Annotated in this window: 25 protein-coding genes; 12 read left to right on the top strand and 13 right to left on the bottom strand. The window is 72.6% G+C overall.

Going from position 1 to position 26,935, the window contains the following annotated elements; all coding sequences use genetic code 11:
* Positions 1–21 precede the first annotated feature (21 nt).
* The gene (locus ACIA8L_RS09115; protein ID WP_395902176.1) at positions 22–1,581 is read left to right on the top strand and encodes an MFS transporter; all 1,560 of its coding nucleotides are present in this window, start codon (positions 22–24) and stop codon (positions 1,579–1,581) included.
* Here ACIA8L_RS09115 and ACIA8L_RS09120 read toward each other — a convergent pair.
* Positions 1,481–2,542, bottom strand: a complete 1,062-nt coding sequence (locus ACIA8L_RS09120) for an NYN domain-containing protein (protein ID WP_395902178.1) — start codon at positions 2,540–2,542, stop codon at positions 1,481–1,483. The genes ACIA8L_RS09115 and ACIA8L_RS09120 overlap by 101 nt on opposite strands.
* Before the next feature lie 81 nt (positions 2,543–2,623).
* Between ACIA8L_RS09120 and ACIA8L_RS09125 the strand changes: the two genes are divergently transcribed.
* The 3 genes from ACIA8L_RS09125 to ACIA8L_RS09135 all read left to right on the top strand — a co-directional run bounded on the left by ACIA8L_RS09125 (position 2,624) and on the right by ACIA8L_RS09135 (position 6,223).
* Entirely contained in the window at positions 2,624–4,033 is a 1,410-nt protein-coding gene (locus tag ACIA8L_RS09125; protein ID WP_395902180.1) for a sigma 54-interacting transcriptional regulator, read from the top strand.
* A 2-nt stretch (positions 4,034–4,035) separates the two neighbouring features.
* Complete coding sequence (locus tag ACIA8L_RS09130; protein ID WP_395902182.1) at positions 4,036–5,988, top strand: VWA domain-containing protein; 1,953 nt, start codon at positions 4,036–4,038, stop codon at positions 5,986–5,988.
* A gap of 79 nt (positions 5,989–6,067) precedes the next feature.
* Positions 6,068–6,223 (top strand): DUF6131 family protein, encoded by a 156-nt coding sequence (locus ACIA8L_RS09135; protein WP_223092164.1) that lies wholly within the window; start codon positions 6,068–6,070, stop codon positions 6,221–6,223.
* Between the two features lie 659 nt (positions 6,224–6,882).
* Here the strand turns inward: ACIA8L_RS09135 and ACIA8L_RS09140 are convergent.
* The 3 genes from ACIA8L_RS09140 to ACIA8L_RS09150 all read right to left on the bottom strand — a co-directional run bounded on the left by ACIA8L_RS09140 (position 6,883) and on the right by ACIA8L_RS09150 (position 10,213).
* Positions 6,883–7,152: a hypothetical protein gene (locus tag ACIA8L_RS09140; RefSeq protein WP_395902184.1), complete on the bottom strand. Its 270-nt coding sequence runs from the start codon at positions 7,150–7,152 to the stop codon at positions 6,883–6,885.
* Between the two features lie 316 nt (positions 7,153–7,468).
* On the bottom strand, positions 7,469–8,893 hold the full coding sequence (locus ACIA8L_RS09145) for a hypothetical protein (protein WP_395902186.1): 1,425 nt from the start codon (positions 8,891–8,893) through the stop codon (positions 7,469–7,471).
* Positions 8,894–8,935: 42 nt separating this feature from the next.
* A complete protein-coding gene (locus tag ACIA8L_RS09150; protein ID WP_395902188.1) occupies positions 8,936–10,213 on the bottom strand; it encodes an MFS transporter in 1,278 nt (425 codons plus the stop codon).
* A gap of 89 nt (positions 10,214–10,302) precedes the next feature.
* Here ACIA8L_RS09150 and ACIA8L_RS09155 point away from each other — a divergent pair, with 89 nt between their 5' ends.
* Positions 10,303–10,791, top strand: a complete 489-nt coding sequence (locus tag ACIA8L_RS09155) for a MarR family winged helix-turn-helix transcriptional regulator (protein ID WP_395902190.1) — start codon at positions 10,303–10,305, stop codon at positions 10,789–10,791.
* Positions 10,788–12,629, top strand: coding sequence for a tetratricopeptide repeat protein (locus ACIA8L_RS09160; RefSeq protein WP_395902192.1), 1,842 nt, complete (start codon positions 10,788–10,790; stop codon positions 12,627–12,629). Before ACIA8L_RS09155 ends, ACIA8L_RS09160 begins: the two co-directional genes overlap by 4 nt.
* A gap of 13 nt (positions 12,630–12,642) precedes the next feature.
* On the opposite strand, the gene ACIA8L_RS09165 is transcribed toward ACIA8L_RS09160, so the two are convergent.
* From ACIA8L_RS09165 to ACIA8L_RS09180, 4 genes are all read right to left on the bottom strand, one after another.
* Positions 12,643–13,401, bottom strand: coding sequence for a leucine-rich repeat domain-containing protein (locus ACIA8L_RS09165; protein ID WP_395904162.1), 759 nt, complete (start codon positions 13,399–13,401; stop codon positions 12,643–12,645).
* Between the two features lie 241 nt (positions 13,402–13,642).
* Positions 13,643–14,152 (bottom strand): NUDIX hydrolase, encoded by a 510-nt coding sequence (locus ACIA8L_RS09170; RefSeq protein ID WP_395902194.1) that lies wholly within the window; start codon positions 14,150–14,152, stop codon positions 13,643–13,645.
* Between the two features lie 3 nt (positions 14,153–14,155).
* Positions 14,156–14,521, bottom strand: coding sequence for a pyridoxamine 5'-phosphate oxidase family protein (locus ACIA8L_RS09175; protein WP_395902196.1), 366 nt, complete (start codon positions 14,519–14,521; stop codon positions 14,156–14,158).
* Entirely contained in the window at positions 14,518–16,155 is a 1,638-nt protein-coding gene (locus ACIA8L_RS09180; protein WP_395902198.1) for an ABC-F family ATP-binding cassette domain-containing protein, read from the bottom strand. The genes ACIA8L_RS09175 and ACIA8L_RS09180 overlap by 4 nt, the downstream gene beginning before the upstream one ends.
* A 149-nt stretch (positions 16,156–16,304) precedes the next feature.
* On the opposite strand from ACIA8L_RS09180, the gene ACIA8L_RS09185 reads away from it, so the two are divergent.
* Positions 16,305–18,335, top strand: coding sequence for an MDR family MFS transporter (locus tag ACIA8L_RS09185; RefSeq protein ID WP_395902200.1), 2,031 nt, complete (start codon positions 16,305–16,307; stop codon positions 18,333–18,335).
* Positions 18,336–18,844: 509 nt separating this feature from the next.
* Here the strand turns inward: ACIA8L_RS09185 and ACIA8L_RS09190 are convergent.
* On the bottom strand, positions 18,845–19,195 hold the full coding sequence (locus ACIA8L_RS09190) for a hypothetical protein (protein ID WP_395902202.1): 351 nt from the start codon (positions 19,193–19,195) through the stop codon (positions 18,845–18,847).
* 190 nt (positions 19,196–19,385) lie between these two features.
* On the opposite strand from ACIA8L_RS09190, the gene ACIA8L_RS09195 reads away from it, so the two are divergent.
* Entirely contained in the window at positions 19,386–20,690 is a 1,305-nt protein-coding gene (locus ACIA8L_RS09195) for a hypothetical protein (protein WP_395902204.1), read from the top strand.
* A gap of 47 nt (positions 20,691–20,737) precedes the next feature.
* On the opposite strand, the gene ACIA8L_RS09200 is transcribed toward ACIA8L_RS09195, so the two are convergent.
* The 3 genes from ACIA8L_RS09200 to ACIA8L_RS09210 all read right to left on the bottom strand — a co-directional run bounded on the left by ACIA8L_RS09200 (position 20,738) and on the right by ACIA8L_RS09210 (position 23,627).
* A complete protein-coding gene (locus tag ACIA8L_RS09200; protein ID WP_395902206.1) occupies positions 20,738–21,871 on the bottom strand; it encodes a 4-hydroxybenzoate 3-monooxygenase in 1,134 nt (377 codons plus the stop codon).
* Between the two features lie 75 nt (positions 21,872–21,946).
* Positions 21,947–22,732, bottom strand: coding sequence for a helix-turn-helix domain-containing protein (locus tag ACIA8L_RS09205; protein ID WP_395902208.1), 786 nt, complete (start codon positions 22,730–22,732; stop codon positions 21,947–21,949).
* 76 nt (positions 22,733–22,808) lie between these two features.
* Positions 22,809–23,627 carry an NAD-dependent epimerase/dehydratase family protein gene (locus ACIA8L_RS09210; RefSeq protein WP_395902210.1) on the bottom strand — a complete coding sequence of 273 codons (819 nt, stop codon included), beginning with the start codon at positions 23,625–23,627 and terminating at the stop codon, positions 22,809–22,811.
* A 75-nt stretch (positions 23,628–23,702) separates the two neighbouring features.
* Here ACIA8L_RS09210 and ACIA8L_RS09215 point away from each other — a divergent pair, with 75 nt between their 5' ends.
* The gene (locus tag ACIA8L_RS09215; protein WP_395902212.1) at positions 23,703–24,131 is read left to right on the top strand and encodes a MarR family winged helix-turn-helix transcriptional regulator; all 429 of its coding nucleotides are present in this window, start codon (positions 23,703–23,705) and stop codon (positions 24,129–24,131) included.
* Positions 24,132–24,134: 3 nt separating this feature from the next.
* Here the strand turns inward: ACIA8L_RS09215 and ACIA8L_RS09220 are convergent, their stop codons facing one another.
* Complete coding sequence (locus ACIA8L_RS09220) at positions 24,135–24,677, bottom strand: general stress protein (protein WP_395902214.1); 543 nt, start codon at positions 24,675–24,677, stop codon at positions 24,135–24,137.
* Between the two features lie 82 nt (positions 24,678–24,759).
* On the opposite strand from ACIA8L_RS09220, the gene ACIA8L_RS09225 reads away from it, so the two are divergent.
* Genes ACIA8L_RS09225 through ACIA8L_RS09235 form a run of 3 tightly spaced genes read left to right on the top strand, consistent with a single transcriptional unit; the run spans position 24,760 to position 26,842 of the window.
* On the top strand, positions 24,760–25,002 hold the full coding sequence (locus ACIA8L_RS09225) for a PspC domain-containing protein (RefSeq protein ID WP_395902216.1): 243 nt from the start codon (positions 24,760–24,762) through the stop codon (positions 25,000–25,002).
* Positions 25,003–25,617, top strand: a complete 615-nt coding sequence (locus tag ACIA8L_RS09230; RefSeq protein WP_395902218.1) for an enterochelin esterase — start codon at positions 25,003–25,005, stop codon at positions 25,615–25,617. It abuts the gene before it with no gap.
* Positions 25,610–26,842, top strand: coding sequence for a RimK family alpha-L-glutamate ligase (locus tag ACIA8L_RS09235; RefSeq protein ID WP_395902220.1), 1,233 nt, complete (start codon positions 25,610–25,612; stop codon positions 26,840–26,842). Before ACIA8L_RS09230 ends, ACIA8L_RS09235 begins: the two co-directional genes overlap by 8 nt.
* Positions 26,843–26,935 lie beyond the last annotated feature (93 nt).

The following is a 26,935-nucleotide window of genomic DNA, read 5'->3' on the forward strand; positions in this document are numbered from 1 at the left end:
GAGCGGCTCCGACCGGTTGGCATGATGAAGCGTTCGCCCTGGTTGGGGCTGGCTGTGCTGGCGCTGCCGGCGCTGCTCGTGTCCATTGACGTGTTCGTGTTGCTGCTCGCCATGCCGCGGATCGGGGCTGAGCTGCAGGCGAGCAGTACCGAACAGTTGTGGATTCTCGACGTGTACGGGTTTCTGCTGTCCGGGTTCATGATCACGATGGGGACGCTCGGGGACCGGATCGGGCGGCGGCGGCTGTTGCTGCTCGGGGCCGGGGCGTTCGGGGTGGCGTCGGTCGTGGCGGCGTACAGCTCCGGGCCGGTCATGCTCATCGCGGCCCGGGCCGTGCTCGGCATCGCCGGGGCGACCCTCGCGCCGTCGGCGCTCGCGCTGATCAGCGGGCTGTTCCCGGACCCGCGGCGGCGGGGGCTCGCGATCGGCGTGTGGATGGTGTGCTTCATGAGCGGCGCCGTGATCGGGCCGGTCGTCGGGGGCCTGCTGCTCGAGCACTTCTGGTGGGGCTCGGCGTTCCTGCTCGGAGTACCCCCGATGCTGCTGCTGTTGGTCCTTGGACCGCTGCTGCTGCCGGAGCAGCGGCATCCGAACACCAAGCCCTTCGACCTCGCGAGTGTGGGGCTGTCACTGGCGGCGATCCTGCCATTTGTGTACGGTGTAAAAGAACTCGCCCGCAACGGCTGGTCCCCGCTGCCGCTGGCCGCGCTCGCCGCCGGACTGGTGCTCGGTGCCGCCTTCGTCCGCCGCCAGATGACCGCCGGCACGGCCCGCGAACCGCTGCTCGACCTGCGGCTCTTCCGCGACCGCGGGTTCGCCACCGCGCTCGGCGGGCTGTTCGCCGGGACGATGCTGACCGGCGCGATGATGGTCTTCATCACCCAGCACCTGCAGCTCGTCGACGGACTGTCGCCACAGACGGCCGGGCTGTGGATCCTGCCGGCCGCGATCGCCACCGCGGTCGGGTTCCAGGTCGCGCCGCTGCTGGCCCGGCGGGTCCGCCAGGGGTGGCTGATGGCGGGCGGGCTGCTGCTGTCCGCGGCCGGCGTCGCGGCCGTCATCCTGATCCCGGCCGACGCGGGCCCGTTGCCGATCATCGCCGCGTTCATCGTCACCAACCTCGGCATGGGGCCGATGGTGACCCTCGCGACCGGCATCGTCCTCGGCTCCGCACCGCCGGAGCGGGCCGGGTCGGCCGGGGCGCTCAACGAGGTCAGCGGCGAGTTCGGCTACGCCCTCGGCATCGCCCTGCTCGGCAGCCTCGGCACCGCGGTGTACCGCGCCGTCGTCGACCTCCCCGCCGGCCTGTCCCCCCAGGCCGCCGCCGGGGCCCGCGACACCGTCACGTCGGCCGTGGCCGTGGCCGCGGGCCAACCCGGCGACGCCCAGGGCCTCCTCGACGCCGCCCGGGCCGCGTCGACGACCGGTCTGCACGTCGTGGCCGCGGTCTGCGCCGTGGCCCTGGCCGGCCTGGCCGTCGTCACGTTCCGGATGCTGCGCCACCTGCCGCCACTGACCGCGGCGCCGGCTCCGGCCGAAGGCAGTGCCGACACGGTGGCCGCCGACGCAGGTGGTAGGTGACGGCGGCCGCCCCGAGCGCGACGCCCCACACGATCCACAGGATGCCGGGCGCGGTGAGCCCCCACGTGGCCGCCGTGACCGGCAGCCGCAGGTTCATCAGCCCGGCCGGGATGAGCACGACGGCGACGACCATCGCGGGGACGACGGCGAGCATGGGCGGCACCCGCCGCCCGGCTTTCCAGAAGAGCCAGCGGGGGTACCGTTCTCCCCACGACGACACCAGGCCGTGCGTGAGCACCCCGCCGCCGATCGACAGCACGGCACACCCGAGGCCGACCTCCAGCATCCCCGGCGTCGCCCGCATCTCGGCCAGAAAGCCGGCGGGGACGCCGAGGGGCACACCGAAGTACCAGGCCAGCCGGGTCACCTCGTACGGTATCGGGGCCAGGACCGCGACGAGCACCGCCCGCCGCCCCCATCGCCGCAGGTCGCCCTCCGGCCGGGCCGAGCCCCCGCACCGGACGCAGACGCCGCGGGCGTGCCGGCCGGCGAGGAGGGCCGCGGCCGCCCACAGCAGGCCACCGGCGAACAGGATCAGCAGGTTGGTCCGGTGCCAGTACATGATGTCGCCGACCCCGTCCTGCGGCCCCGGCACCCCGGTGAACGCGAACACGACCAGCACCGGCGCGAACGCCACGAACGCCAGCAGCGAGTAGTCCGGCAGCAGCAGCGCGAGGACGGCGGCCAGCCCCCACCCGAACCAGATCGCGGCCCGCCCCGGGCCACCGGCCGCGAGGTACACCGCGACCGCCGTGGCGAGCGCGCACACGAGCACCATGACCGGCGCCACGACCGCGGCCGGGGTGCCTTCCAGGATCGACGCCGAGCTGCGGTCGTCGGCGACGGGCGCGAACGGGAACTCGCCACCACCGCCCCACCAGACGGCGGCCATCACGCCGTACAGGGCCGACCAGCCGGCGGCCGCCCACGCGACCAGGCTCCGCACATCGAGGATCTTCATGGCGTCATCGTCGGTGTCACCCACTGTGACGGTACTGAGGCCGCCTGAGAAACCTGATGATCCGCGCTAAGGTCGGAAAATGTGACAGTGACGCCAGACCAGCCCCTTGACCTTCCCCGCACGGCAGGCGAGCTCCGGGCGAGCGGACACCGGTTCCGCACCGTCAAGGAGGAGCTCCGCGAGAACCTCCTCGACCGGCTGCGCTCCGGCGAGCCGCGCTTCCCCGGCATCGTCGGCTACGACGACACCGTCCTGCCCGAGCTCGAGCGGGCCATCCTGGCCGGCCATGACGTGGTGCTCCTCGGCGAGCGCGGGCAGGGCAAGACCCGGGTCATCCGCGGCCTGATCTCCCTGCTCGACGAGTGGACGCCGATCATCGCCGGGTCCGAGCTCAACGAGCACCCCTACGAGCCGATCACGCCCGCGTCGCGCCGCCTGGCGGCCGAGGCCGGCGAGGCGCTGCCGGTCGAGTGGGTGCACCGGTCGGTGCGCTACGGCGAGAAGCTCGCCACCCCCGACACCAGCGTCGGCGACCTCATCGGCGACGTCGACCCGATCCGGGTCGCGCAGGGGCGGACGCTCGGCGACCCCGAGACCATCCACTTCGGACTCGTCCCGCGCACCAACCGCGGCATCTTCGCCGTCAACGAGCTGCCCGACCTGGCCGAGCGGATCCAGGTGTCGCTGCTCAACGTGCTCGAGGAGCGCGACATCCAGGTCCGCGGATACAACCTGCGCCTGCCCCTCGACATCCTGCTCGTGGCCAGTGCCAACCCCGAGGACTACACCAACCGCGGGCGGATCATCACGCCGCTCAAGGACCGGTTCGGGGCCGAGATCCGCACCCACTACCCGCTCGACCTGGAGCTGGAGATGGACCTGGTGCGCCAGGAGGCCCAGCTCGTCGCCCAGGTGCCCGACCACGTCATCGAGGTCCTGGCCCGGTTCACCCGGGCCGTGCGCGAGTCCCCGTCCGTCGACGCCCGCTCGGGTGTGTCGGCCCGGTTCGCGATCGCGGCCGCCGAGACCGTGTCCGCCTCGGCGCTGCGCCGGGCCGGGCTGCTGCGCGAGGACCGGCCGGTGGCCCGGATCGGCGACACCGAGTCGGTGACGTCGACGCTGCGGGGCAAGGTCGAGTTCGACAGCGGCGAGGAGGGCCGCGAGGTCGAGATCCTGGCCCACCTGCTGCGGACCGCGACCGCGGAGACGTTCCGGGCCCGCCTGGCCGGGCTGGACCTGTCCGGGTTCACCGACCTCGTCGCCGAGGGGCAGGTCGTCGAGACGGGCGAGCTGGCCGGGGCCGACGAGATCCTGCGCCAGGTCGGCACCGTCCCGGGCCTGGCCAAGGTCCTGGACCGGCTCGGGCTCGGCGACGCGCCCAGCCGCGGCGAGGCCGCCGCGGGCGTCGAGTTCGCCCTGGAGGGGCTGCACCTGACCCGGCGGCTGTCGAAGGACCTCACCGACGACGGCCGCACCGTCTACGGAGGCTGATCGTGCGCAACAACAGGTTCCGCTACGGGGCGTGGCGGGGCGGGCCGGACCCGCTCGCCCCGCCCTACGACGTGCGGGCCGCGGTCGACCAGGTCGGGCAGGAGGTCCTCGAGGGCGGCAGCCTGCGCGACGCTCTGCGCAACCTGCTGCGCCGCGGTCCGCAGAACGGTCGCGGCCTCGACGATCTCCTGGCCCGGGCCCGGCGGATGCGCCGCGAGGCCATGCGCCGCGGCCAGCTCGACGGGGCGGTGACCCGGGCGACGCAGCTGCTCGATCAAGCCCTTGCTCAGGAGCGCGACGCCTTGGCTCGCCTCGACACCGACGACGCCCGCTTCGCGGAAGCGCAGCTCGACGCTCTGCCGCGGTCGACGGCGCGGGCGGTTTCCGAATTGTCGGAATATAACTGGACATCTCCGGAGGCGCGGGAAATATACTCGCAAATCCTCGACCAGCTCCGGCAGGAGGTCGTCGAGCAGCGCTTCCAGGGCATGCAGCAGGCCCTGCGCGACCCCGAGGCCCAGGCCGCGATGCGCGAGATGCTGCAGGACCTCAACGGCCTCCTCGCGAAGCACGCCCGCGGCGAGAACACCGACGACGCGTTCGCCGAGTTCATGAACCGCCACGGCGACTTCTTCCCCGAGAAGCCGGCCAACGTCGACGAGCTCATCGACGCCCTCGCCCGGCGGGCCGCCGCCGGCGAACGGCTCATGCGCTCCCTCACCCCGCAGCAGCGCGCCGAGCTGCAGGACCTCATGGCGCAGTCGCTGGGCGACATGGCCGGCGAGTTCGCCCAGCTCACCGACAACCTGCGGGCGCTGCGCCCCAACCTCAACTGGGGCCGGGGCGAACGGGTCCGCGGCGAGAACGACCTCGGCTACGGCGACGCCGCCGGTGCCCTGGAAGAGATCGGCGACCTCGACGACCTGCTCGACCAGCTCGGCCAGGAACACCCCGGCGCGACCCTCGACGACGTCGACGTGGAGGCGGTCGAACGCCAGCTCGGCCGGGCCGCGGCCGACGACGTGCGGCGGCTGCGGGAGCTGGAGCAGCAGCTGCGCCGGCAGGGCTGGGTCACCCGGGGAGCCGACGGTCTCACCTTGAGTCCAAAAGCCTTGAGACGCCTCGGGGGTACTGCCCTGAGGACGGTCTTCGCCCAGTTGCACGCCGGTCGCCAGGGTCAGCACGACCTGCGGGACGCGGGTGCGGCCGGTGAACTGACGGGGGCGTCGCGCCGCTGGCAGTACGGTGACGAGCAGTCGCTCGACGTCGTGCGCACCATCGGCAACGCGGTGCGCCGCCAGGCGACCGGGGGAGCGGCGGTCCTGCCGATCGGCCTCGACGTCGAGGACTTCGAGATCGCCGAGACCGAACGCCGGGTGTCGGCCGCGGTCGCGCTCTGCGTCGACCTGTCGTTCTCGATGATGGCCGACGGCCGCTGGGGCCCGATGAAACAGGCCGCGCTGGCCCTGTCGCACCTGGTCGCGACCAGGTTCCCGCAGGACGCGCTGCAGATCATCGGCTTCGGCCGCTACGCCTCGACACTGTCCCAGGAGCAGCTGGCCGCCGTCGAGCCGGACATGGTGCAGGGCACCAACCTGCAGCACGCCCTGAAGCTGGCGGCCCGGCACCTGCGCCGCCACCCGGCCTCGGACCCGGTCGTGCTGGTCGTCACCGACGGCGAGCCGACCGCGCACCTGCTGGACGACGGCAGCTCATACTTCATGTGGCCGTCGACCCGCGAGACCGTCCGCGCCACCGTGCACGAGGTCGACCAGCTCACCCGCTACGGGGCGGTGCTCAACGTCTTCATGCTCGGCGAGGACCCTGGCCTGCGCCGATTCGTCGACGCGGTGGCCCGCCGCAACGGCGGCCGGGTCTTCACCCCCGACGCCGACGACCTGGGCCGCTATGTGATCTCCGACTACATCCGGGCCCGCCGCGGCCGGCGCGGGTGAAATGACGTTTGGCGACCGCGGTCGTGGGGGTACCTACATCAACGTAGATCGGTCCCCCCACTCCTACCGGGAGCTCACAATGATCGTCCTTGGCTTGATCCTGTTCCTCGTCGGCCTGTTCCTGCACGTCGGCATCATCGAGACGATCGGGATCGTCCTGCTCATCGTCGGTGCGGTCCTGTGGATCCTCGGCGCCGTCGGCCGCCCCATCGCGGGCCGCCGCCACTATTGGTAAAGCGAACGCGTGAAAACAGGGCCGGTCAACACCCGGCCCTTTTTCATGCCCACCCACCACTCCACCACGCCACCACCCCATCGCCCGTCGCGGAGAGCCGGCCGGCTTCGTGCGATCCGGCCCTCGTGTCGAGGGCCTTGCGTCGCTTCCTGGCACACAGGACCGCCGCCCCCGAACGCCGCCGCCGCTCGCACCCGACCGCGGCTTCGAACCACCGCCCCGACCCGCCGACGGACCCGGCCGCTCAACCACAGCCAGCCCGACGCCCACGTCCGGCACCACGCACACGGCATGAACCGCAGCGCACCCATCCGCCGCGCGGCTCAACACCGGACGATCATCCAGCCGGGTCCGCCGGCGATGTTGCCGCCGAAGGTGATCCGGTCGACGATCTGTGGCCCAGGGCCGCGGGTCGCCGAGGGTCTCGGTCGAGCGCGCGGCTCAACACCGGACGATCATCCAGCCGGGTCCGCCGGCGATGTTGCCGCCGAAGGTGATCCGGTCGACGATCTGTGGCCCGGGGCCGCGGGTCGCCGAGGGTCTTGGTGGAGCCGGAGCATGCGTCGTCGGATGCGATCGCTCGGACGCCTGCTGTCCGCATGCGGGCCGGACCCTGGACAAGGAGCTCCGCGCCGCGTCGACTGTCAGCGCGTTCGCGCTCAGCCCGCAAGTTTGTCGCAGCGGATGCGGCCGGTGGGGACACCACCGAGCGCGGCGAACGCGTGGACGCGACCCTCCAGAGACGCTTCCGTCCCGCCGGACGAGAAGATCCTGGGCATGGCCTCGGTGCCGACCGTCGCGGCAGTGGTCGGCGCTTCGGCGTCGCGGTCGACGAGGTGGCGCTGGTCGTCGTTCTGGAGGCTCCGGCGCAGGGCCACGCCGGCGACCTTGGCGACGAACACCCCGCAGGCCCGCAGGCCGAACGCCACGGCTCCGACGAGTGCTCCGACAAGGGTGACGCCAGTCGCAGGCCGCCCGGTATGCAGCGCGGGCAGTCACACGCGACTCAGGACGGCGTACAGCAGTCCGGCCACAGCCGCCGCGGAGAGTGCGAACATGACGCCGCCGACCACCGCGACCACGAGCAAGCGCAGCGCACGGCCTCCTGAACCGGACGCCGGTCCGGTCCGCTCGATGGCGCCGTGGGGAGCGCACCGCAAACGCTCCCTCGGTGCGAGCGCCGCCTCGAGGGAGCGGAACGGACGGGTGTTGGCCCCGGCGGCAATCCGGCCCGCCGGCGGCCGTCTACTGCGCGGGAGGCCAGTTCGGACCGCTCGATTGGGGCGGCGGAGTGCCCGGCAGCGGCGGAATCGGGGCTGGCGGACCGGAGGCGGGCGGACTGGAGGCGGGCGGTGCGGAGGCGGGCGGTGCGGGCGCGGCAGCGGCAGGAGGCGCCGTGCTCGGCGGAGCGGAAGTCGGCGGCCCATACGCGGGCTGCGCCGGTGGAGCGGAAGACGGCGGAGCGTACCCGGGCTGCGCTGGCGGGGCCGACGCCGGCGGAGCGGAGGTCGGCGGCTGGCCCGGGTACGTGGCTTGGCCCGGGTATGCGGGCTGGGCTGGGTACGTGGGCTGGGCCGGGTAGGCCGCGGCCGGTGGTGCGGGCTGGTATGGCGGCGGGGTGCCTAGGGGTGGTGCGGCTGGCGGCGGGTAGCCGGGAGGGAGTGCGCCGGGCGGCGGGAACTGGGACGGGGACGGCGGGGTGGCGTGCGGGGTGGCGTGGAGGGGGGTTGCGGGGGTGGTGACCAGGGGTGAGGCTCGGCGGCCGATGAGTTCGAAGAGCCACACCACGAGGAGCCCCAGCAGGCCGAAGCCGGCCTCGACCAGGAGGGTCACCCAGAACGCGCCGTTCCACAAGGTGACCCAGCGGCGCATGCCGTCCAGGATGGCTACGGCCAGGACGACGCCCAGGATGCCCGCTCGCCGGCCGAACGGGCTCACGCCGGCCAGGAGGGCGGCGGCGAGGGCGGCCAGGGTGAAGCCGTTGTCGACCGGGGTCGCCGCCTGCAGGGCGATGGTCAGGATGACGCCCGCGAAGCCGGCGGCGACGCTGGAGCCGAACACGCCGACCAGTGCGCCGACGAGCTTGGGGCCGGTGAACGCGCCGGCCTCGCCGCCGGCGGGGCGGTTGGCGGACAGGAAGCGGCGCACGGCGGGGATGGCGAAGACGGCGCCGCCGGCGATGGAGATGACGATGAAGGCGACGCCCCACGTCCAGTAGGTCTGGGGGCGGTCCTTGAGGACGGTTGTCTGCGCGTCGCTGGCGCCGAGGACGATGGCCTGGGCGATGAGGCCGCCCATCAGCGTCACGGCCCAGCCGGGCATGGTCGTGAGGGCGACCAGTGCGGCCAGGACCAGGCCTATGCCGGCGGCCGTGGCGATGCCGGCGGCCATGCTGCCGCTGTCGGCGTAGATGTAGGAGGCGAGCAGGGCGAGGGGGCCGATCGCCAGGTTGGGGGTGCCGGTGCGCAGCGACAGCGACATGCCGGCGGTGGCGAAGCCCAGGGACGCGAAGGACAGCCAGTAGCCGCCGCTGGTGAACAGCGGTTCGGCCCGGTTGTACAGCGAGAGCACGACGCCGGCCGCGGCGACGAGGAGGACGGCCTCCCAGATGAGGTGGGGCAGCAGTTCCCGTAACGGCCGGGCCGGTGGCGGCGCCGTGACTTCGCTCATGCCGGGCAACATACCGTGCATCGAGGGCGGCGGCTGGCGACGTCATTCGACATGCCGTGGGAGTAGTGGGCTCAGCACTGCCAGTAGCAGGCCGAGGCCCGCGGCGATGAGGAAGACCCGGTCGAACGCCCCCACCGTGGCGAGGACCGCGAGGCCGATCGAGGAGCCGGCCTGGGCGGCGGTGCTGGCGAGGCCGCCCGCGGTGCCGGCGTCGCGCGGCGGGACTCCGGCCGTCGCCGCCGCCATGAGCGTCGGGAACGTGAGGCCGATGCCGGTGGCGACGATCAGCGTCGGCCCGAGGACCGCGGTCCAGTACCCGCCGCCGGCGGCGGCGAGCCACAGGAATCCGGCGACGAAACACAGCGCCCCGGCCAGGACCGGCGGGCGGGGGCCGGTGCGTGGCAGCAGTACCGCGGCGACCCGCGCGACCGCCAGGAAGAGCACGGCCGCCGGGGTCTGGCCGAGGCCGGCCGCCAGCGCGCTGAACCCGAGGACGTTCTGCAGCAGCAGGGCGGAGAAGTACCACAGGCCGATGGCGAGGGCCCCGAAGATGAGCAGCATCGCGCCGGCCGCGGTGGTGGCGCGGCGGGTGAACAGCCGCCGGTCGACGCGCGCGAACACGGCGAGGAGCAGCGCGCCGGCCGCGATCGTCCAGATCTGGCCGCCGCGCATGACGCCGTAGCTGAGCAGGGCCAGGCCCGCGGTGCCGGTGAGGGCGCCGAGGAGGTCGAGGCGGGGCCGGGACAGTGCGCCGCGGGGCAGGGCGGCGAGGGCGGCGGCGATGAGGACGGCGCCGATCGGGACGTTGATGAGGAACACCCAGCGCCACGACAGGCCGGTGGTGATGGCCCCGCCGGCGAGCGCACCGGCCATGCCGCCGACCCCGCCGGACGCGGACCAGGCGCCGAACGCCCGCGCCCGGGCGGCCGGTTCGGTGAACGTCGTGTTGATGACGGCGAGGGTGGCCGGGGCGAGCAGGGCGGCGCCGAGGCCCTGCACCGCTCGGGCGCCGACCAGGACCGCCGCGTCCGGTGCGAGGCCGGCGGCCAGGCTGGCCGCGGCGAACAGCAGCAGGCCCGCGGCGAGCGAGCGGCGGTGGCCGAGCAGGTCGGCGAGCCGCCCGCCGAGCAGCAGGCAGCCGGCGAACGTCAGCAGGTACGCGTCGACGACCCAGGCCAGACCGGTCGGGCTGAGGCCGAGCTCGGCCCGGATCGACGGCAGCGCCACGTTCACGATCGACGCGTCCAGGATGACCATGAACTGGCTCGCGCACACGAGCGGCAGAACTAGCGGCAGGAACGGTCCGGCGGTTCTCGGCACGTCAGGGCTCCTCGTGTAGAATTAGTTATGCACATAACGTTATGCGCGTAACTATCTCTGTCAAGCCCGCGACGATCGAAGGGGCCGCTGTGGACTTCGCCGAAGCCGACGCGCTCAACCAGGCCATCCGGCTGCTGAGCCTGCGCCACCGGGCCCGGGCCGCCGCGCTGCTGGCCCCGCTCGGCCTGCACACCGGCCAGGAGGCGCTGCTGCTCGAGCTCGACCGCACCGGCCCGCGCATCCAGGCCCAGCTCAGCGACGCCCTCGGCTGCGAACCGCCGAGCGTCACGCTGATGGTGAAGAAGCTCGAGGCGTCCGGGCACATCCGCCGCACCCCCGCGCCGGCCGACAAGCGGGCCACCGTCGTCGCGCTCACCGACACCGGCCGGGAGCTGGCCACCGCGGTCAAAGCGCTGTGGTGCGACCTGGCCGACGAGACGGTCGCGGGTCTCGACGCGGCGACCGTCGAGGGCCTGCCGGCGGTCCTCGCGGCCATGACCGCGAACGTCGACTCCCGCAACCGGGCGCACGGGGCGGGTCACGGCAAGGGCACCAAACGCAATACGCTCAGGCAGTGACCGACGAACAGCACGCCGACCTGATCGCGCAGGCCCACGGCGAGCTGTCCCTGGCCCGCGTCGCGCTCGCCGACGGCGACCTGGACCACACGGCCGCCCACGTCGCCGGGGCCATCGCCTACGCGCCCGGCCTGCCCGAGGTCCACGAGCTGCTCGCCGCGATCGCCGCCCGGGCCGGCGACGAGGGCGCGATCGCGCTGTTCCCGGTCGAGCAGCCCGCGTTCATCGGCAACGTCGTCGCCCGCGCGCACCTGCAGGGCCGCCACGACCCGCTCGGCGGGCTGCGGATGCTGGCCCAGGCGACCCGGTTCGAACCGGCCCAGCCGTGGGCCGACGTGAGCTGGGTGCGGGCCCTGGAGCCGCGCCGGCTCGACCCCGAGCACCTGGCCCGGCTGTTCGTCGCGGTGATGTCCGGCCTCGGCGACCCGGCCGAGCCTGCGGTGGCGCGGGCCAACGAGGTGTACCTCGACCTGGCCCGCCGCGCCTGCGTCGCCCACCCCGGCCACGCCCTGCTGCACGGCGCCGCGGCCGGCCTGGCCCGCCGGTTCACCGCGATCGCACCGGGCGTGCTGGCCGACGCGGTGCGGTGGGGCGGGCACGGCTACCGGCTGCGCCCCGACAAGCTCACCGCCGTCTGGTACGCCTACGCCCTCAAGGCCGACGGCCGCCTCGACCAGGCCCTGCAGGTGATGCGCCAGGCCTGGGCGGCCCAGCCCGACGAGGTCGACCTGTGCGCCGACATGGCCAACTGGCTGGCCGAGGCCGGCCGCCCCGACGAGGCCCTCGACCTGCTCGACGCCGCGATCCGCCGCGCACCCGACTACGACTGCGCCGTGCACACGGCGGCCCGGCTGCGCTTCCAGCGCGACGGCGACGTGCGCCACCTCATCGCCCTCATCGACTTCCTGCGCGAACACCCCGTCAACAGCCACGAGCACAACGACCTCGACGCCGCCTGCCAGGGCCGCCCGTGGCTGAACTTCGTCAACGGCCCCGCCGAGTCCGTCATCAACCTGCTCCACCAGATCCCACGCGACGACCGGGCGATGGGCGGCACGGCGACCGTTTCGGCTCTGGAGGTACCGTCCGCGCTGCGCATCGTCCACCGCGAGCTGCCCAGCCTGGCCCTCACCGTCGAAGGCGCCGCCCCACCGGACATGGTCACACCGCAGCGGCCGGACGGCCGGGTCCTGTGGCACTACTCGGGAATGGCGGCGGCACCGGCGGTACCCCCGCCGGATGCTCGCGCTTCGGCACTGCTCGCCGGCCTCGTCTCGCCGTTCTGGGCCAACCCCGTCGCCGCCTACGACCAGGCGCTGCCGCTGGGGCAGCTCCCGGCCGAGGAGCTGGTCGCGCTCCTGGTCCACCCGCCGGCCCCGACCGACCCGCGGCTGCCGGACGGCGTCTGGGAACGGGCCGCGCAGACGTACGCGTGCCTGGGCCTCCTGCACTGCGAAGAGCTCCGCGCCGGGGCCGAGCCCGGTGACACGACCCGGTCCCGGGAGCTGCTGACCGCGATCGCGTTCGGCGTCGAGGACTGGACCACCGAGGCGGCGCTGTTCGCCCTGGTCGTGGCCGCCTGGCTGGACCCGGCCGGCCGGCGCGAGGTCCGCGACACGGTCGGGCGCCGGTTCGCCGCCGCGGTGCGGCAGTCCCGCGACCGGGTCGTGACGATCCGCGAATCCCTGGCCGCGCTGGCCCTCATCACCCCCGACATGGTGCCGGAGGTGACGTCCCTGGCCCGTGACGTGCTGGACCGCACCGACGAACCAGCACCCCCGCCGCCGCCGTCCGCGCAGCCGCCCGCGAAGAAGCGCCGCTGGTTCGGGCGGCGCTGAGCCGCGGACCGGGTCAGAGGGCACAGTGGTCGATCGCCGCCAGCCAGTCCGGGTGGTGCCTGATGGCATTGCCGCGCAGGTCGAGCCTGGTCAGGTGCAGGTTCCGCAGGTCCGGCGGCACCTCGGTGAGCTGGTTGTCGTCGGCGAAGAGCCAGGTCAGGTGGGTCAGGCCGGACATGGCCGGGGGCAGGGCGGTCAGGTGGTTGTCCGACAGGTACAGCATCGACAGCGCTGACAGGTCGGTGATCGTGGCCGGTAGGTGGGTCAGGTGGTTGTTCGTCAGGATCAGGCGGCCCAGGCGGGTCAGGCGGCCGATCGAGTCCGGGAGTTCGGTCAGGCGGTTGTTGGCGGCCTCGAGGAGGTAGAGGTGCTCCAGGTCGCCTATCGACTCCGGGAGGGTGGCCAGGCGGTTGCGGGAGACGTCGAGCGTGGTCAAGGCCGTCAGGTTGCCCAGGGATTCGGGTAGGGCGGTCAGGCGGTTGTTCGCGGGGGTGAACTCGGTCAGGGTGGTCAGGTTGCCGAGCTGGTCCGGCAGTGCGGTGAGTTTGTTGCGCGACACGTCCAGCGTGGTCAGGGACGGCAGGGTGGTCAGCGCGTCCGGCAGTTGCTTGAGCTGATTGCGGTCCAGCTGCAGGTGTGTCAGCGCGCGGAGTTCGCCGACCTGCTCGGGAAGCGCGGTCAGACGGTTGTCGGACAGGTTCAGCATCGTCAATCGCCGCAGGTCGCCCAGCCAGTCTTCGACCTCGGTCAACGTCGTGCCGGGCAGGGCCAGCTTCTCCGGTTCGCTTGGCTTCCGCGATCAGTTGCTCGGCCCTGGCCGGCATGTCGTGCGCCCCTCCCGCTGCTGGTGAAGGTCCAAGCGTTGGGTGTTCCAGGCCGTTCCTCGACGGCTGCGGGTGGGGCGTCGCAGGGGTGCAGGGGGCGGGAGCCCCCTGCCCGGGGCGGGAGCGAAGCGGCCCCGGAATCCGAAGCCTCGTCGTTCTTGGCTTTTGGCTCGATCGGCGGCTCGTTCGTTACACGGAATGGCGGCCGGTGAGCAGCGGATGCGTTTCGCCCGGAGCGGTGAACCAGGCCTCGGGGGCGTCGCGCAGCGTCGAGTCGATCCGCAGGCGGGCGAAGTCCTCCATCTCCGGCAGCTCGTCAGGGGCGAACCAGCGCATGTCGAGGGACTCCTCGTCGTTGACGACCGCCTCGCCCGACACGTGCCGGCAGCGGAACCACACGCTGAGGTAGTCGCAGCGGTCGCCGTTCGGGTAGGTCACGGGGTGTAGTGCGACGCCCACGAGGCGTTCGACGGCGATCTCGATGCCGGACTCCTCGCGCACCTCACGGACCAGCGCGTCCGCCGGCTGCTCGCCGGGGTCGACCATGCCCGCCAGGAGCGACCAGCCGCCGGTGTCGGACCGGCGGCCCAGGAGCAGCTCGCCGGCGTCGTTGAAGATCACCCCCGAGACCGCGGGCAGCAGCACCAGGTCGTGACCGACGTGCTTGCGCAGATTCTGGAGGTACTCGCTCATCGCCATGCGTTATTTATATGTGCCCAGGATCCTCGTCACGGTGACCAGGATGACGACGCGGTCCGGGTTGGCTCTCGGGACCTTGTACCGGCGGGCGTAACGCTCCTCCGCGTCGCGGACCGTCACCGGGTCGCGCTCGACCCTGGCGATGCCCTCCAGGGTGCTCCAGCGGCGGCCGTCGATCTGGCAGATCGCGATGTTCGGGTTGTGGAGCAGGTTGCGGACCTTCTGCGAGCGGCCGCTGGTGATGATCCGCGCCAGGCCCGTCGCCGGGTCGTACGTCGCGCCGACGGGGACACTGTGCGGAGTGCTGTCGACACGGATGGTGGTGACCGTGCACAGGTGCCGTTCGGTCCAGAACTCCGGCAGCGTCACCGCGTCGTCACCCGGCCGTCCTCGACGCTGATGTGCCGGTTGGTGTGGACCGCCTCGAGCATCTGCCGGTCGTGGGTCACCAGCAGCAACGTCCCCGCATAGCCGTCCAGGGCCTGCTCCAGTTGCTCGATCGCGGCAAGGTCGAGGTGGTTCGACGGCTCGTCGAGGACCAGCAGGTTGACCCCCTTGCCCTGCAGCAGCGCCAGCGCGGCCCGGGTCCGTTCGCCCGGCGACAGACTCGCCGCCGGCCGCAGCACATGCCCCGCCCGCAGCCCGAACTTCGCCAGCAGCGTCCGCACATCGGCCGGATTCTGCTCCGGTACCGCCTGCCGGAACGCTTCGAGCAGCGCGTCCCCGCCCTCGAACATCCGCCGCGCCTGGTCGACCTCGCCGACCACGACCCCGTTGCCGAGATGGGCGCGGCCCTCGTCGAGGGGGATGCGGCCCAGCAGCGCACCGAGCAGCGTGGTCTTGCCGGAGCCGTTCGCGCCGGTGATCGCGACCCGGTCGGCCCAGTCGATCTGCAGGTCGACGGGGCCGAGGGTGAACGAGCCGCGCCGCACCACCGCCTGGGACAGCGTCGCGACGACCGCACCGGCCCGCGGCGCGGCGGCGATCTCCATCCGCAGCTGCCACTCCTTGCGCGGCTCCTCCACGACGTCGAGGCGCTCGATGAGCTTCTCCGTCTGGCGGGCCTTCGCCGCCTGCTTCTCCGTCGACTCGATCCGCTTCGACTTGCCGATCTTGTCGTTGTCGGGCTGTTTGCGGCGGGCGTTCTTGACGCCTTTCTCCATCCACGCGCGCTGCATCCGGGCCCGGGCCTCGAGGTCGGACTTCTTGTCGTCGTACTCCTCGAAGCGCTCCCGGGCGTGGCGGCGCGCGATCTCCCGCTCCTCCAGGTAGGCCGCGTAGCCGCCGCCGTAGTAGCGCACCTGCTGCTGGTGCAGGTCGAGCTCGAGGATCGCGGTGGCGGTCCGGGTCAGGAACTCCCGGTCGTGGCTGACCACGACGACGCTCTTGTTCTTCTGCGACCGCATGAACGCCTCGAGCCGGGCCAGGCCGTCCAGGTCCAGATCGTTGGTCGGCTCGTCGCACAGCAGCACGTCATAGCGGGACAGCAGCAGGCTGGCGAGGTTGGCCCGGGCCGCCTGCCCGCCCGACAGCGCCGTCATCTCGAGGTCCAGATCGACGGCGAGACCCAGGTCGGCCGCCGTCTCCGCGGCCCGTTCGTCCAGGTCGGCCCCGCCGAGGGCGAGCCAGCGTTCCAGCGCGACACTGTACTCGTCCGCCGTGGCCGGATCGTCGCTGAGCGCTTCGGCGGCGGCGTCCATCCGCTCCTGCGCCTCGGCCACACCGGTGCGCCGGGCCAGGAACGCCCGCAGCGTCTCACCGGGGCGGCGGTCCGGCTCCTGCGGGAGGTAGCCGATCGTCGCCTCGGGCGGGCTGAGCTGGACGACACCGTGCTCCCGCGGCAGCAGGCCGGCGACGGTGCGCAGCAGCGTGGACTTGCCGGCCCCGTTGACGCCGACCAGGCCGATCACGTCGCCGGGCGCCACGACCAGGTCCAGGCCGCTGAACAGCGCCTTGTCCCCGTGCCCGGCCGCGAGATCCTTCACCACGAGCGTCGCTGCCACGCGTCCGATCCTCCAATTTCTGTCGTACCCCATCATTAGTGTCCCTGGTGTGTTCACGGTGCTCCCCGCGCCCCGGCAGCGATCGAGGAGTAGCGTGAATTCTGAAACGCGATCGGATCGAAACGGCTTGCTCTAACGGGAGAGACGCCTTGAGCACAACAGCACCGCCGGCCGCAGGGGAGAGCACCGCCCTGACGCACCGCCAGATCCTCACGATCCTGGGCGGGCTCATGATGGCGATGTTCCTGGCCGCGCTGGACCAGACCATCGTGTCGACGGCGATGCGCACGATCGCCGACGACCTCGGCGGCTTCTCGCTGCAGGCGTGGGCGACGACGGCGTTCCTGATCACCTCGACGATCTCCACGCCGCTCTACGGCAAGCTCTCCGACATCTACGGGCGCAAGCCGTTCATCCTGTTCTCGATCGGCATCTTCATCGTCGGCTCGGTGCTGTGCGGGATCGCCACGTCGATCTACGAGCTGGCGTCGTTCCGGGCGGTCCAGGGCATCGGCGCCGGCGGCCTGTTCTCCCTGGCCTTCGCGATCATCGGCGACGTCGTCCCACCCCGGGAACGAGCCAAATATCAGGGGTACTTCCTGGCGGTGTTCGGCACCTCCAGCGTCCTCGGCCCCGTCCTCGGCGGCTTCTTCGCCGGCGCCGACAGCATCCTCGGGATCACCGGCTGGCGCTGGATCTTCTACATCAACGTGCCGATCGCCCTGGCCGCGTTCATCGTCGTCATGCGCGTCCTGCACATCCCGCACCGCCGCCAGGACCACCGCATCGACTGGCCCGGCGCCGTCGCGCTGATCGTCTGCCTGGTGCCGCTGCTGACCGTCGCCGAGCAGGGCCGCGAGTGGGGCTGGGGCGACGCGAAGTCCCTCGCGTGCTACGGCATCGGGTTCGTCGGCCTGGTGCTGTTCCTGGTCGCGGAGGCCGCCTACAAGGACGAGGCGCTGCTGCCGATGCGGCTGTTCCGCGGGCGCACGTTCTCGGTGGCGTCGATCGGCAGCTTCATCCTGGGCATGGCGATGTTCGGCGGGCTGCTGACGCTGCCGCTGTACCTGCAGATCGTGAAGGGCGCCACCCCGACCGAGGCCGGCCTGATGCTGCTGCCGCTGGTCCTGGGCATCATGACCGGCTCGATCGTGTCCGGCCAGACGATCGCCCGCACGGGCCGCTACCGGATCTTCCCGATCATCGGCTCGGTCCTGATGCTGGCCGCGCTCTTCCTGCTCTCCCGCATCGGCGCCGACACCCCGCTCTGGCGCACCATGCTCATCATGGCGCTGATGGGCCTCGGCCTCGGCGGCAACATGCAGCCGGTCATCACCGCCGTGCAGAACGCCGCCAACCCCCGCGAGATCGGCGTCGCCACCTCCACGGTGACGTTCTTCCGCTCGATGGGCGGCACCCTGGGCGCGGCCGTCTTCCTGTCGGTCCTGTTCAGCCTCCTGCCCGACCGGATCAAGTCCGCGTACACGGCCGCCGGCGCCACCCCCGACTTCCAGCAGGCCGCCCGCGCCCACCCCGACCAGCTCCAGGCCATCCAGGCCGCGTCGGCGGGCGGCTCGTCGGGCGGCCTGAGCGACACGTCGTTCCTGGAGAAGCTCGACACCGCCCTCTCACACCCGTTCAAGGTCGGCTTCTCCGACTCGATGAGCCACGTCTTCCTGGTCGCCGCCGGCATCATGGTCGTCGGCCTGATCGTCATCCTGTTCCTGCCGGAGGTGCCGCTCCGCTCGATGTCGGCCGCCGACGCCCGCGCCGCGGAAGACGCCGCCGCGGCCGGCTCCGCCGCCCCGGGGTCCGCTTCGCCCGGCTCCGCCTCGAGCCCTTCGGGCTCCGCTGAGGGCTCCGCCCTGCCAGCCGGCTCCGCCGGAGGCGCGGTCGCCGCTCCTTCGAACGGCAACGGCTCGACGGCGTTCTCGACCGCGGCCGCGGCCGCGGCCACCGGCCCGGACGGCGACGGCCGGCCGTCGCCGAACGGCGGCTCGACGTCGATGGTCGCGACCCCGGACCTCGGCGCGGCGTCCTCGAGCGGCGGTGGGGCTCACGAGGCCGACGGCATCGCCGCCCCGGTCGACCACACCCCGGCCCACGCGGTGGACGAGGGCGCCCACGAGGCCGACGGCGAGGCCACCTCGAGCGACACCCCGCCCCGCCACGCCCGCTGAGCGGCGGTGACCAGCGTCAACCTTGGTCACCCGGCGGCCGCGACACCCATCGCGGCCGCCGGAGCCCCGCCCTGACCCCTCTCGGCGGCTGAGCCGCAGCGACCGGCGGTCGAACGCTTCTCGACGCGCGCGATACCCGTCCCGGCGCCATCGCATCGTGCGTCTGTCTGCGCCAGAATCACGAACGCCGCGCGATGCATCGCCTCCGAATGAGCGCGCCCGCCGTCGTTCCCGACCCAGGTCGTGGCCGGCCGTCCGCGAACAGCAGCTCGCCCCGAGTGGCGCATCGCCGTGTGAGGGCTCGTCGCCGGCGTTCACATCAGGACTCTCCCGACGTCCCCATGACGCCGAAAGACCGAGGTCTCCCCGGATTCCGCGGTTGCTGCTGGTTGCCGCCGCGAGGTCCGCGTCGCCTGGCTCGGCGCGACAGTGACGGAGGTTCGATGCAGTCTGACGGCCGGTGAAACGTGTCGAGCAGCGTCCGGCACGGGCCAACTTCCGGGCTGGCATTAGCTCGATGAGCAAGTCCGGAAGTGCACGTGAACGGTGACCGCGTAGCGACCGTGCTCCAGAGCTATTTCGGCGGCAGGTGTGCCCGTGAACATGCCGATCGCTTCCTTTCCGCCCAAGTGGACGGTGCCCTGCGATTGCGGGAGGTAGGGCGGCTGGGAGGTCGCGGCTCGGTGCCGATGGTCGCGATCGTCGAGCAGGTCGCCCTGGTCGTGGCCGATCTGCGCAACGACTCGAAACGGTCCATCAGCGTTGATGTTGATGGGCGCGAACCTGAAGGCATCCGGCTGCCACGGGTCGAACATGCCGGCGGCCGTTGTCAGCGTGCATGCCATTGCCCGCACGACCATGACTGTCCGGAGCTCCTTCCTGGGTGGTCGTGGCCGTGCTGATCGTCGCGCCGGTGGCGCCGTGGGCGGGTCAGCCGACTGGCAGATGTGGGCCAACGTCGGACAGTCGGTTTCCGGACAGGTCGGTGGGCGGGGCGGTGCGACGCTGGGCGGCACCGTGATCGGGGGGGTGTGGATGAGGTCCACTGTTGTGCGTGAAGTTGCCGGGCTGGTGGTCGGGGTGGCCGGGATCGGGCTGGCGGGGGTGGGGCTGCATGGGGTGCTCGACATCGGCGGTTGTGTGTCTGGCGGGTCGTACGAGGTGGCGCGGGCCTGTCCGGTGGGGGCGGATTCGCTGTTCTGGATGGCCTTCGGTGGGGTGATCCTGTGGGTGGCGGGGATGCTGGTGAGCGCGCGGGCGTTCTTCGTGCCGGGGGTCGGGCAGCTGTTGTGGGTGCTCGGGTTCGCCGGTGGTGGGGTGGCGCTGCTGGTCATGGTGCACCAGGAGGAGGAGATGCCGCCGGACGCGCGGCTCGGGGCGGTGATCGTGGCGTGGACGTTCCTGCCGATGGGGCTGGCGGTCGGGGTCGTAGGGGTCGCGCAGCTCGTGCGGCGGCGGCTCGGTGGTGGTGGGGGCGGCGATCGGTGGTCGCGGGGGCCGGTGGCGAGCGACGGGCGGAGCGTCGCGGCGCGGGCCGGTGGGCCTGCGCGGCCTGCGCGGCCCGGTTCCTCGGCGGGTCCCGCCCGGGCTGGATCGTCGGTCCGTCCTCCGCGGCCCGGTTCGTCGGCCCGTCCGCCGGTGGAGGCAACGTCGGGCGGATCGGCCGTGGAAGGCGCGTCGGACCAACCGGCGGTGGGCGGTACGTCGGCCGGTCCTGCGGTGGAAGCAACGTCGGCCCGTTCGGTGGTGGAAGCGACGCTGGCCCGTCCCGCGGTGGAAGCCGCGCCGGAGTCGGTGGTGGGCCGGGTGGACGTGACCGGCGATGTGGTGCCGGAGCGGGCCGGGCACGAGGGGCGCAGTGGTGCGGGCGGTGGCGACCGGGGGTCTCGGGCTAAGGCGTTGAAGGACCTGCGGAACATCGGGGCGCTGAGCCGGGCGGAGTTCGAGGTGTTGCGCGGCGAGCTGGTCCGGGCCGAGGCGGATGGTGTCGCGGAGGTGGTGGCCGAACGGGTCGCGGCGGTCCGGGAGTTGGCGCGGCGGCGGCAGTCGGGGGCGATGAGCGGGGCGGAGTTCAAGTTTCGCAAGCGGGAGGTGCTGCGGGCCGCGCGGCGCCCGGGGAGTGGCAATCCGTGGTCGCGGTTGAAGGCGTTGCACGAGCTGCGCAGCGTCGGGGCGCTGAGCCGGGCGGAGTTCGAGGTGTTGCGGGCCGACCTGGTCCGCTCGGAGGCGGACGGTACGCCGGAGGCGGTGGCTGAGCGGGTCGCCGCCATCCGGGATCTGGCCCGGCGGCGGGACTCGGGGCGGTTGAGCGGGGCCGAGTTCGAGGACCGCAAGCGTGGCGTCCTCAGTGCCTAGCGGCGAACCGGCCCGCACCGGGAGGCGGTGCGGGCCGGGTCGGGGGCTCAGTTGGTGCCGGCGGTCAGTTCGGCGAAGAGCTTGGCGGCCGTGGGGGAGGCGAACTGGCGTTGGAGTTCGGCCCGGGCCAGGTGTTTGCGGAACTCGCCGGCATACGTGGGGTCGCCCGCGTTGTGCATCGTCTCCGTGATCCACGCGGCGAAGGCCTGGTAGTTCCAGATGTGGGGCAGGCACGTGTCGGAGTACGCGGCCAGGCTCGCGCTGTCGCCGGAGAGGACCGCCCGGGCGAAGACCTCCGTGTCGTACAGGGCCAGGTGGATGCCCTTCGCGCTCATCGGGGGGACGATGTGGGCGGCGTCGCCCAGCAGGTACAGGCGGCCGTACTGCATCGGGGCGTGCACGACGCTGCGGAGCGGGATCAGCCTCGACTCCAGCAGCGGGCCCCGCGCCACCGGGCGGGCGAAGCGGGCCTCCAGTTCGGTCCAGATCCGGGATTCGGGCCAGTCGCGGGTGGTGTCGGCCGGGGCGGTCTGCAGGTAGATGCGGGTGTGCCGCGGGCCTCTCGGGATCAGGCCGGCCAGGCCGCGCTCGTGGATGGCCATGCCGGACGGGGCCGTGGGGGTGGCGGCCAGGGCGCTGAGCCAGGAGTAGCCGTACTCGTGCTCGTAGCGCCGCAGCACGCCGGGCGGGATGGCGGTGCGGGAGACGCCGCGGTCGCCGTCGCAGCCAGCCACGAAGTCGGCGGTGAGGGTGTGGTGGCCGTACGTCACCCGCGGGGCGTCGGTGGTCAGGCCGGACAGCGCCACGTCGCCGCACTCGTAGCGCAGGTCGCCGCCCTCGCGGAGGAACACGTTCGTCAGGTTGCGGACCAGGACCTGCTGCGGGCAGAAGACCGCGGCATCGTCGCCGGGGTCGTCGCCGAAGTCGAGGGCGAGCTCCTGTCCGTCGATCCAGAAGCCGCCCTCCGCGTCCGGGATCGGGTCGCCCTCGATCACCTCACCGAGGCCCCACTCGCGGTACATGCGCACGCCGAGGCTGTCGATCGTGCCGGCCCGTTGGCGCTGCTCGCAGTACCCCCGGCTGCGTTTCTCGAGGATTGTGCAGGCGACGCCGCCGCGCTGCAGGAAGTTGCCGAGCGTCAGGCCGGCCACCCCGGCTCCGATGATCACCACAGAGGTCATGGGAGTCACTGTGATGGGCCGGCGGGGGTATTCCCCACCGGTGAACGCCGCCGCGATGCCGGAAAGCCGCCAACTTCAGGAGTGCAGGCCGGCCCGGTAGCGGCCCGGGGTCTGGCCGACCACCTCCGTGAACGCGTCGATGAAGCTCGACGGGTTGGACCAGCCGCACGCCGCCGCGGTCTCCGTCACCGAGCGGCCGGCGGTGAGGTGGACCAGGGCGTGGTGGATGCGCAGGATCGTGCGCCAGCGGTGGAAGCTCATCCCGAGCTCGGTGTGGAACAGCCGGCTCAGCGTGCGCTCGCTCGCACCGGCGGCCCGGCCGAGCTCGGCCAGGGTCGTGTTCCGGGCCGGGTCGTCGTGCAGGATCGCGGTGACGGCGTGGAGGCGGTCGTCGTCGGGCTCCGGCAGGTGCAGCGACTGCTCGGGGGTGTCGGCGAGCTCGTCGATGACGACGGCGCGGAGCCGTGCCCGGGCGCCGGGGCGGGGTGCGCGGCCGTCTGTCGCGGCGTCGCGGCCGTCGGTCAGGGCGAGGAGGGCCTCGCGGAGCAGCGGGGTGACGGCGAAGACGCTCGGGTGGGCGACGAGCGCGGCGCACTCGGCGGCCGGGACGGTGACGAGGCGGACGTCGGTGCGGCCGTAGAAGCGGTGGCCGTGCGCGAACCCGGGCGGGGTCCAGGTGACGCGGTTGGCGGGCGCGACCCAGGTGCCGCGGGCCGTCGTCGTCGCGAGGGCGCCGGCGGCGGCGTAGACGAGCTGGCCGTGGCGGTGGGCGTGGGAGTCGAGGTGGTAGCCGTGCGGGACCCACCCGCTGCGTGGACTCGTCACCACGAGCGGGACGGCAGGAAGGCGGGTTTTCGGCATCGCCGCCTAGCCTACCGGCGCCCGGACTCATGACCTAGTATCCTAGGACGCGCTACGGGGTGTGGCGTGGGTGGCGCTAGCGAACGTTGCCGGCGGCGAGCCAGGACCGGTAGTCGGCGACGGCCCGGGGGAGGGTCCATCGGGGTTGCCAGCCCTCGGATCGCAGTCTCGTGGTGTCCAGGTAGGGAATGGGGCCCGACGAGCCGGGGATCAGGGGCGGGCGGGGGCCGTCCAGGGCGGCGGCGAACTCGGCGTTCGTGGTCGGCCGGCCGGTGCTGACGTTGTACACGCGGTGCCGCAAGGCCGGGGCGGTCGCCAGGAACGCCAGGGCGGCGCCGCAGTCGGGGGCGTAGAGCAGGTCGGCGCCGTCGCCGGCGTGTACCGGGGCGCTGGTGCCGCGGATCAGCGCGGGGGCGGCGATGAAGGGGCTGGTCTCGCGGGCGCCGGGGCCCCAGATGGCGCCGATGCGGGCCACGACGACGTTCAGGCCGCTCGCGAGGGCCAGGATCTCGGCGATCTTCTTGCTCGCCGGGATCGGGTGCGGTGAGGCCAGGGGGAGCGGGGCGTCCTCGCGCCAGGGGTACTCCTCGACGCCCGCGTACACGCCGATGGTGCTGGCCAGGACGATCCGCTCGGTGTGCCATCCGGCGGCGGCTCGCAGTACCAGCGAAACCGCGGTTGTGTTCTGGGCCAGAGCGGTGAGGGGCTCGGCGGTGGCGAGTGGGGCGGCGGCCAGGTGGACGATCGTGGTGATGGGGTGCTCGCGGCCGATCGCGGCCAGGGACGCCGGGTCGGTGCAGTCGAGGGTGGGGCGGGAGGCGGCCAGGACGTCGGCGCCCTGGTCGCGCAGGGCGTTGGTGGTGTGGGTGCCGATGAAGCCACGGCCGCCGGTCACGAGGATCATGGTGCGGGCCCTCCAGTCGATAGCGTGCTAACGAACAATAGGGCGACACCTCGTTAGCATGCAAGCGTGGCTGATGTGATCCGGCTGCTGACCCGTGCGCAGAAGCTGCTGCGGGCCGCGGCCGACGAGGCGATGAGCGCGCACGGGGTCCGGATCGGGCAGAACCTGGTCCTCGAGGTGCTGTGGGAGCGCGACGGGCTCGCGCCGGGGGAGCTGGCGGCGCGGCTGGGGGTGTCGACGCCGACGGTGGTAAACACGGCGACGCGGATGGCGAACGACGGGCTGATCGAGCGGCGGCCGGACCCGGCCGACCGGCGCCTGGTGCGGCTGTATCTGACCGCGAAGGCGCGGGCCGCGCGGGCGCCGATCGAGGCCGCGCGCCGGGCCCTCGCGGAGCACGCCCTGGCCGATCTGAGCGGGGCGGAGCTGGAGGTGCTGGAGGCGGCGCTGCAGAAGATCATCGATCGGATGCAGGCGCCGCCGCCGGTGGTGTGAGGGTCAGCTGTTCGGGTTCGCGGCGCGCCAGTTCTGCCGGGTGATCAGGACGCGGGCCTCCTCGGCGGCCTCGGCCTGGACCGTGACCGCGTACTGGCCGGCCTGCAGGGAGCTGCGGGACGAGAAGTCGCGGCGGCCGCCGGTGAGGGCGTGGCCGGCGGCGCCGAAGATCGCGCCCCAGACGGCGCCGATGAGGATCGTGCTGAGCAGGATGCCGACCCAGTTCGCGTCGCTGAACAGGGTGAACAGGATGCCGATGAACAGGCCGAACCAGGCGCCGCTGGCGACGCCGGCGAGGGCCGCGCGGCCGATGGTGAGGCGGCCGAGGACGTTCTCGACCAGGCGCAGGTCGGTGCCGATGATGGCGGTCTTCTCGACCGGGAAGCCGTTGTCGGAGAGGTAGTCGACGGCCTGCTGGGCGCCGGCGTAGTCGGCGAAGCGGGCGACGGTGACGGAGGCGCGTTCGAGCTCGACGAGCTCGCCGACGCCGGGGTCGGGCTGCGGGGCGGGCTGTGGGGGCGTCGTCTCGGGTTCGGGGGTCGTCATGCCGGTCAGGGTAGAGGTCTCAGGGGTGATTCGGGGCGTCACCCGAGGTCGTCGGGGGACCGCGGCGGGCAACCTGGCAGGTATGACCGACATCAAGCGGCTGCGCCGCTCCCGCACCGACCGCACGGTCGCCGGTGTGCTGGGTGGCCTCGCCGAATACCTGGGCGCCGACCCGACCATGGTCCGGGCCGTGTGCCTGCTGTCCATCCTGCTCAGCGGCGGGGTCGCCGTGCTCGCCTACCCGATCCTGTGGCTGGTGATGCCGGAGGCGCCGCCGGCGCCGGTGAGCCCTGCGCCGAACGATCATCTGCCCTATGGTGCGTAAGTGGCCCGTGACGCGCGCGTGACGATTGAGGCGCGCAGCGTGCCGCCGTCGGCGGCGCCGTCGAGCGGGGTGGTCCTGCTCGCGCACGACGGGCCCGAGTACGAGCGGGCCTGCGGCCTCACCGGCCTGTTCCCGCACGCGCACGTGGCCCTGCTGGCACCGGGCCGCCGCAACGAGTGGTATTCCGCCAACCCCGCCTACGCCAAGGCCCTCGTCCACGATGTGCTGCCGCAGCTGCCGCCCGGGCCCGTGGTCGGGCTCGGGGCGAGCCTCGGCGCGCTGGCCCTGCTGCACGCCGAGACCCGGTATCCGGGCCGGTTCGCGGGGCTGTTCCTGCAGTCGGGGAGCTACTTCACGGCGGAGCTCGACCCGCAGGAGTCGGGGTTCCCGTATTTCCGCCGCATCCTCGCGTTCGTCCGGCGGGCCCGGCCGGTCAAGGCCCGGGTCGTCTTGACGTGCGGGCGTGACGAGGAGAACCTGCTCAACAACCGGGCGATGGCGGGCCGGCTCGGCGTGCCGCTGCTCGAAGTGCCGGGCGGTCACGCGATGACTTCGTGGCGTGACGCGCTCGACCCCCACCTGCACCGCCTCATGCGGGAGGTCAACGATGCGTGAACACCTCATCGGTTTGCTGCTCGGCACGGAGCAGGACTGGCCGCGGGCCTTCGAGACGCTGGTCGGGAAGGTCGGGACGATCACCGCGGCGGACGGGAGCCGGCACCGGCTCACGACGCAGCGGGTGACGATCGAGCCGTTCGGGCTGCGCGACAAGCCGGACCATCAGCTGGTCATCGACCGGCTCGCCTACTGGTACTACCACCCCCGCGAGTGGCTGAAGAAGATCGCGCTGATGGACGACGTGTACCTGCTCAACAGCCCGTTCACGTTCCAGTCCATGGAGAAGCACGCGGCGTACTGCGCGATGATGCGTCTCGGGCTGCACGTGCCGGAGACGGTGCTGGTGCCGTACAAGAACCCGGTCGACCATGCGAAGTGGGCGTCCACGGCGCAGCGGTACAACGAGCCGTTCGATCTGGACGCGGTGGCCGAGCGGCTCGGGTATCCGCTGTTCATGAAGCCGTACGACGGCGGGGCGTGGGTCGGGGTGTCACGGATCGCTGACAGTGCGCAGCTGCACGCGGCCTACGACCAGTCCGGTGAGCGGCTGATGCATCTGCAGCAGTCGATCGAGGACTATGAGGTGTTCACCCGGTCGCTGTCGGTGGGGCCGGAGACGATGGTGATGAAGTTCCGGCCGTCGCTGCCGATGCACGACCGGTATGAGGTCGCGCACGGCTTCCTCACCGACACCGTCGGTGACGAGGTGGTGACCATCTCCCGCCTGGTCAACGCGTTCTTCCGGTGGGAGTTCAACTCCTGTGAGTGCCTGGTCCGTGACGGCGTGGTGTATCCGATCGACTACGCCAACGCGTGCCCGGACGTGGCCCTGACCAGCCTGCACTACTACTTCCCGTGGGCGATGACGGCGCTGCTGCGGTGGAGCGCGTTCTGCGTGGTGACCGACCGCCCGGCCCGGCTCGACATGGACACGGCCCGCTACTTCGCGATCGGCGACGCCGACACCGACTACGCCGCGAAGCTGGCCGGTTACCGCGCCCTCGCCGACGAGTACTTCGACACCGAGCGTTACCAGGAGTTCTGCGACACCGCGCTGGCCCACGTGCCGGAGCTGGTGGCGGCGTGGGTCGCGTCGGCGGACTTCGACGACCTGATCGTGAGTACCGTCCGCGGCACCTATCCGCCGGCCGAGCACGACCGGTTCATCGCCCACTTCCGTGGCCTCATAGCGCAGTGGCGGCACGAGAGCGGCGTGGGGTGAGCGGGGTCACGAGGATCCTTCACCCGGACCGGTGACGCTGCGGTAGCGCACGTCACAAACCGTAGTTTCGGCTGGTAGCGACGCCTAACGTCG

This window comes from Dactylosporangium sp. NPDC051541 (assembly GCF_044454505.1).
Lineage (GTDB): Bacteria > Actinomycetota > Actinomycetes > Mycobacteriales > Micromonosporaceae > Dactylosporangium.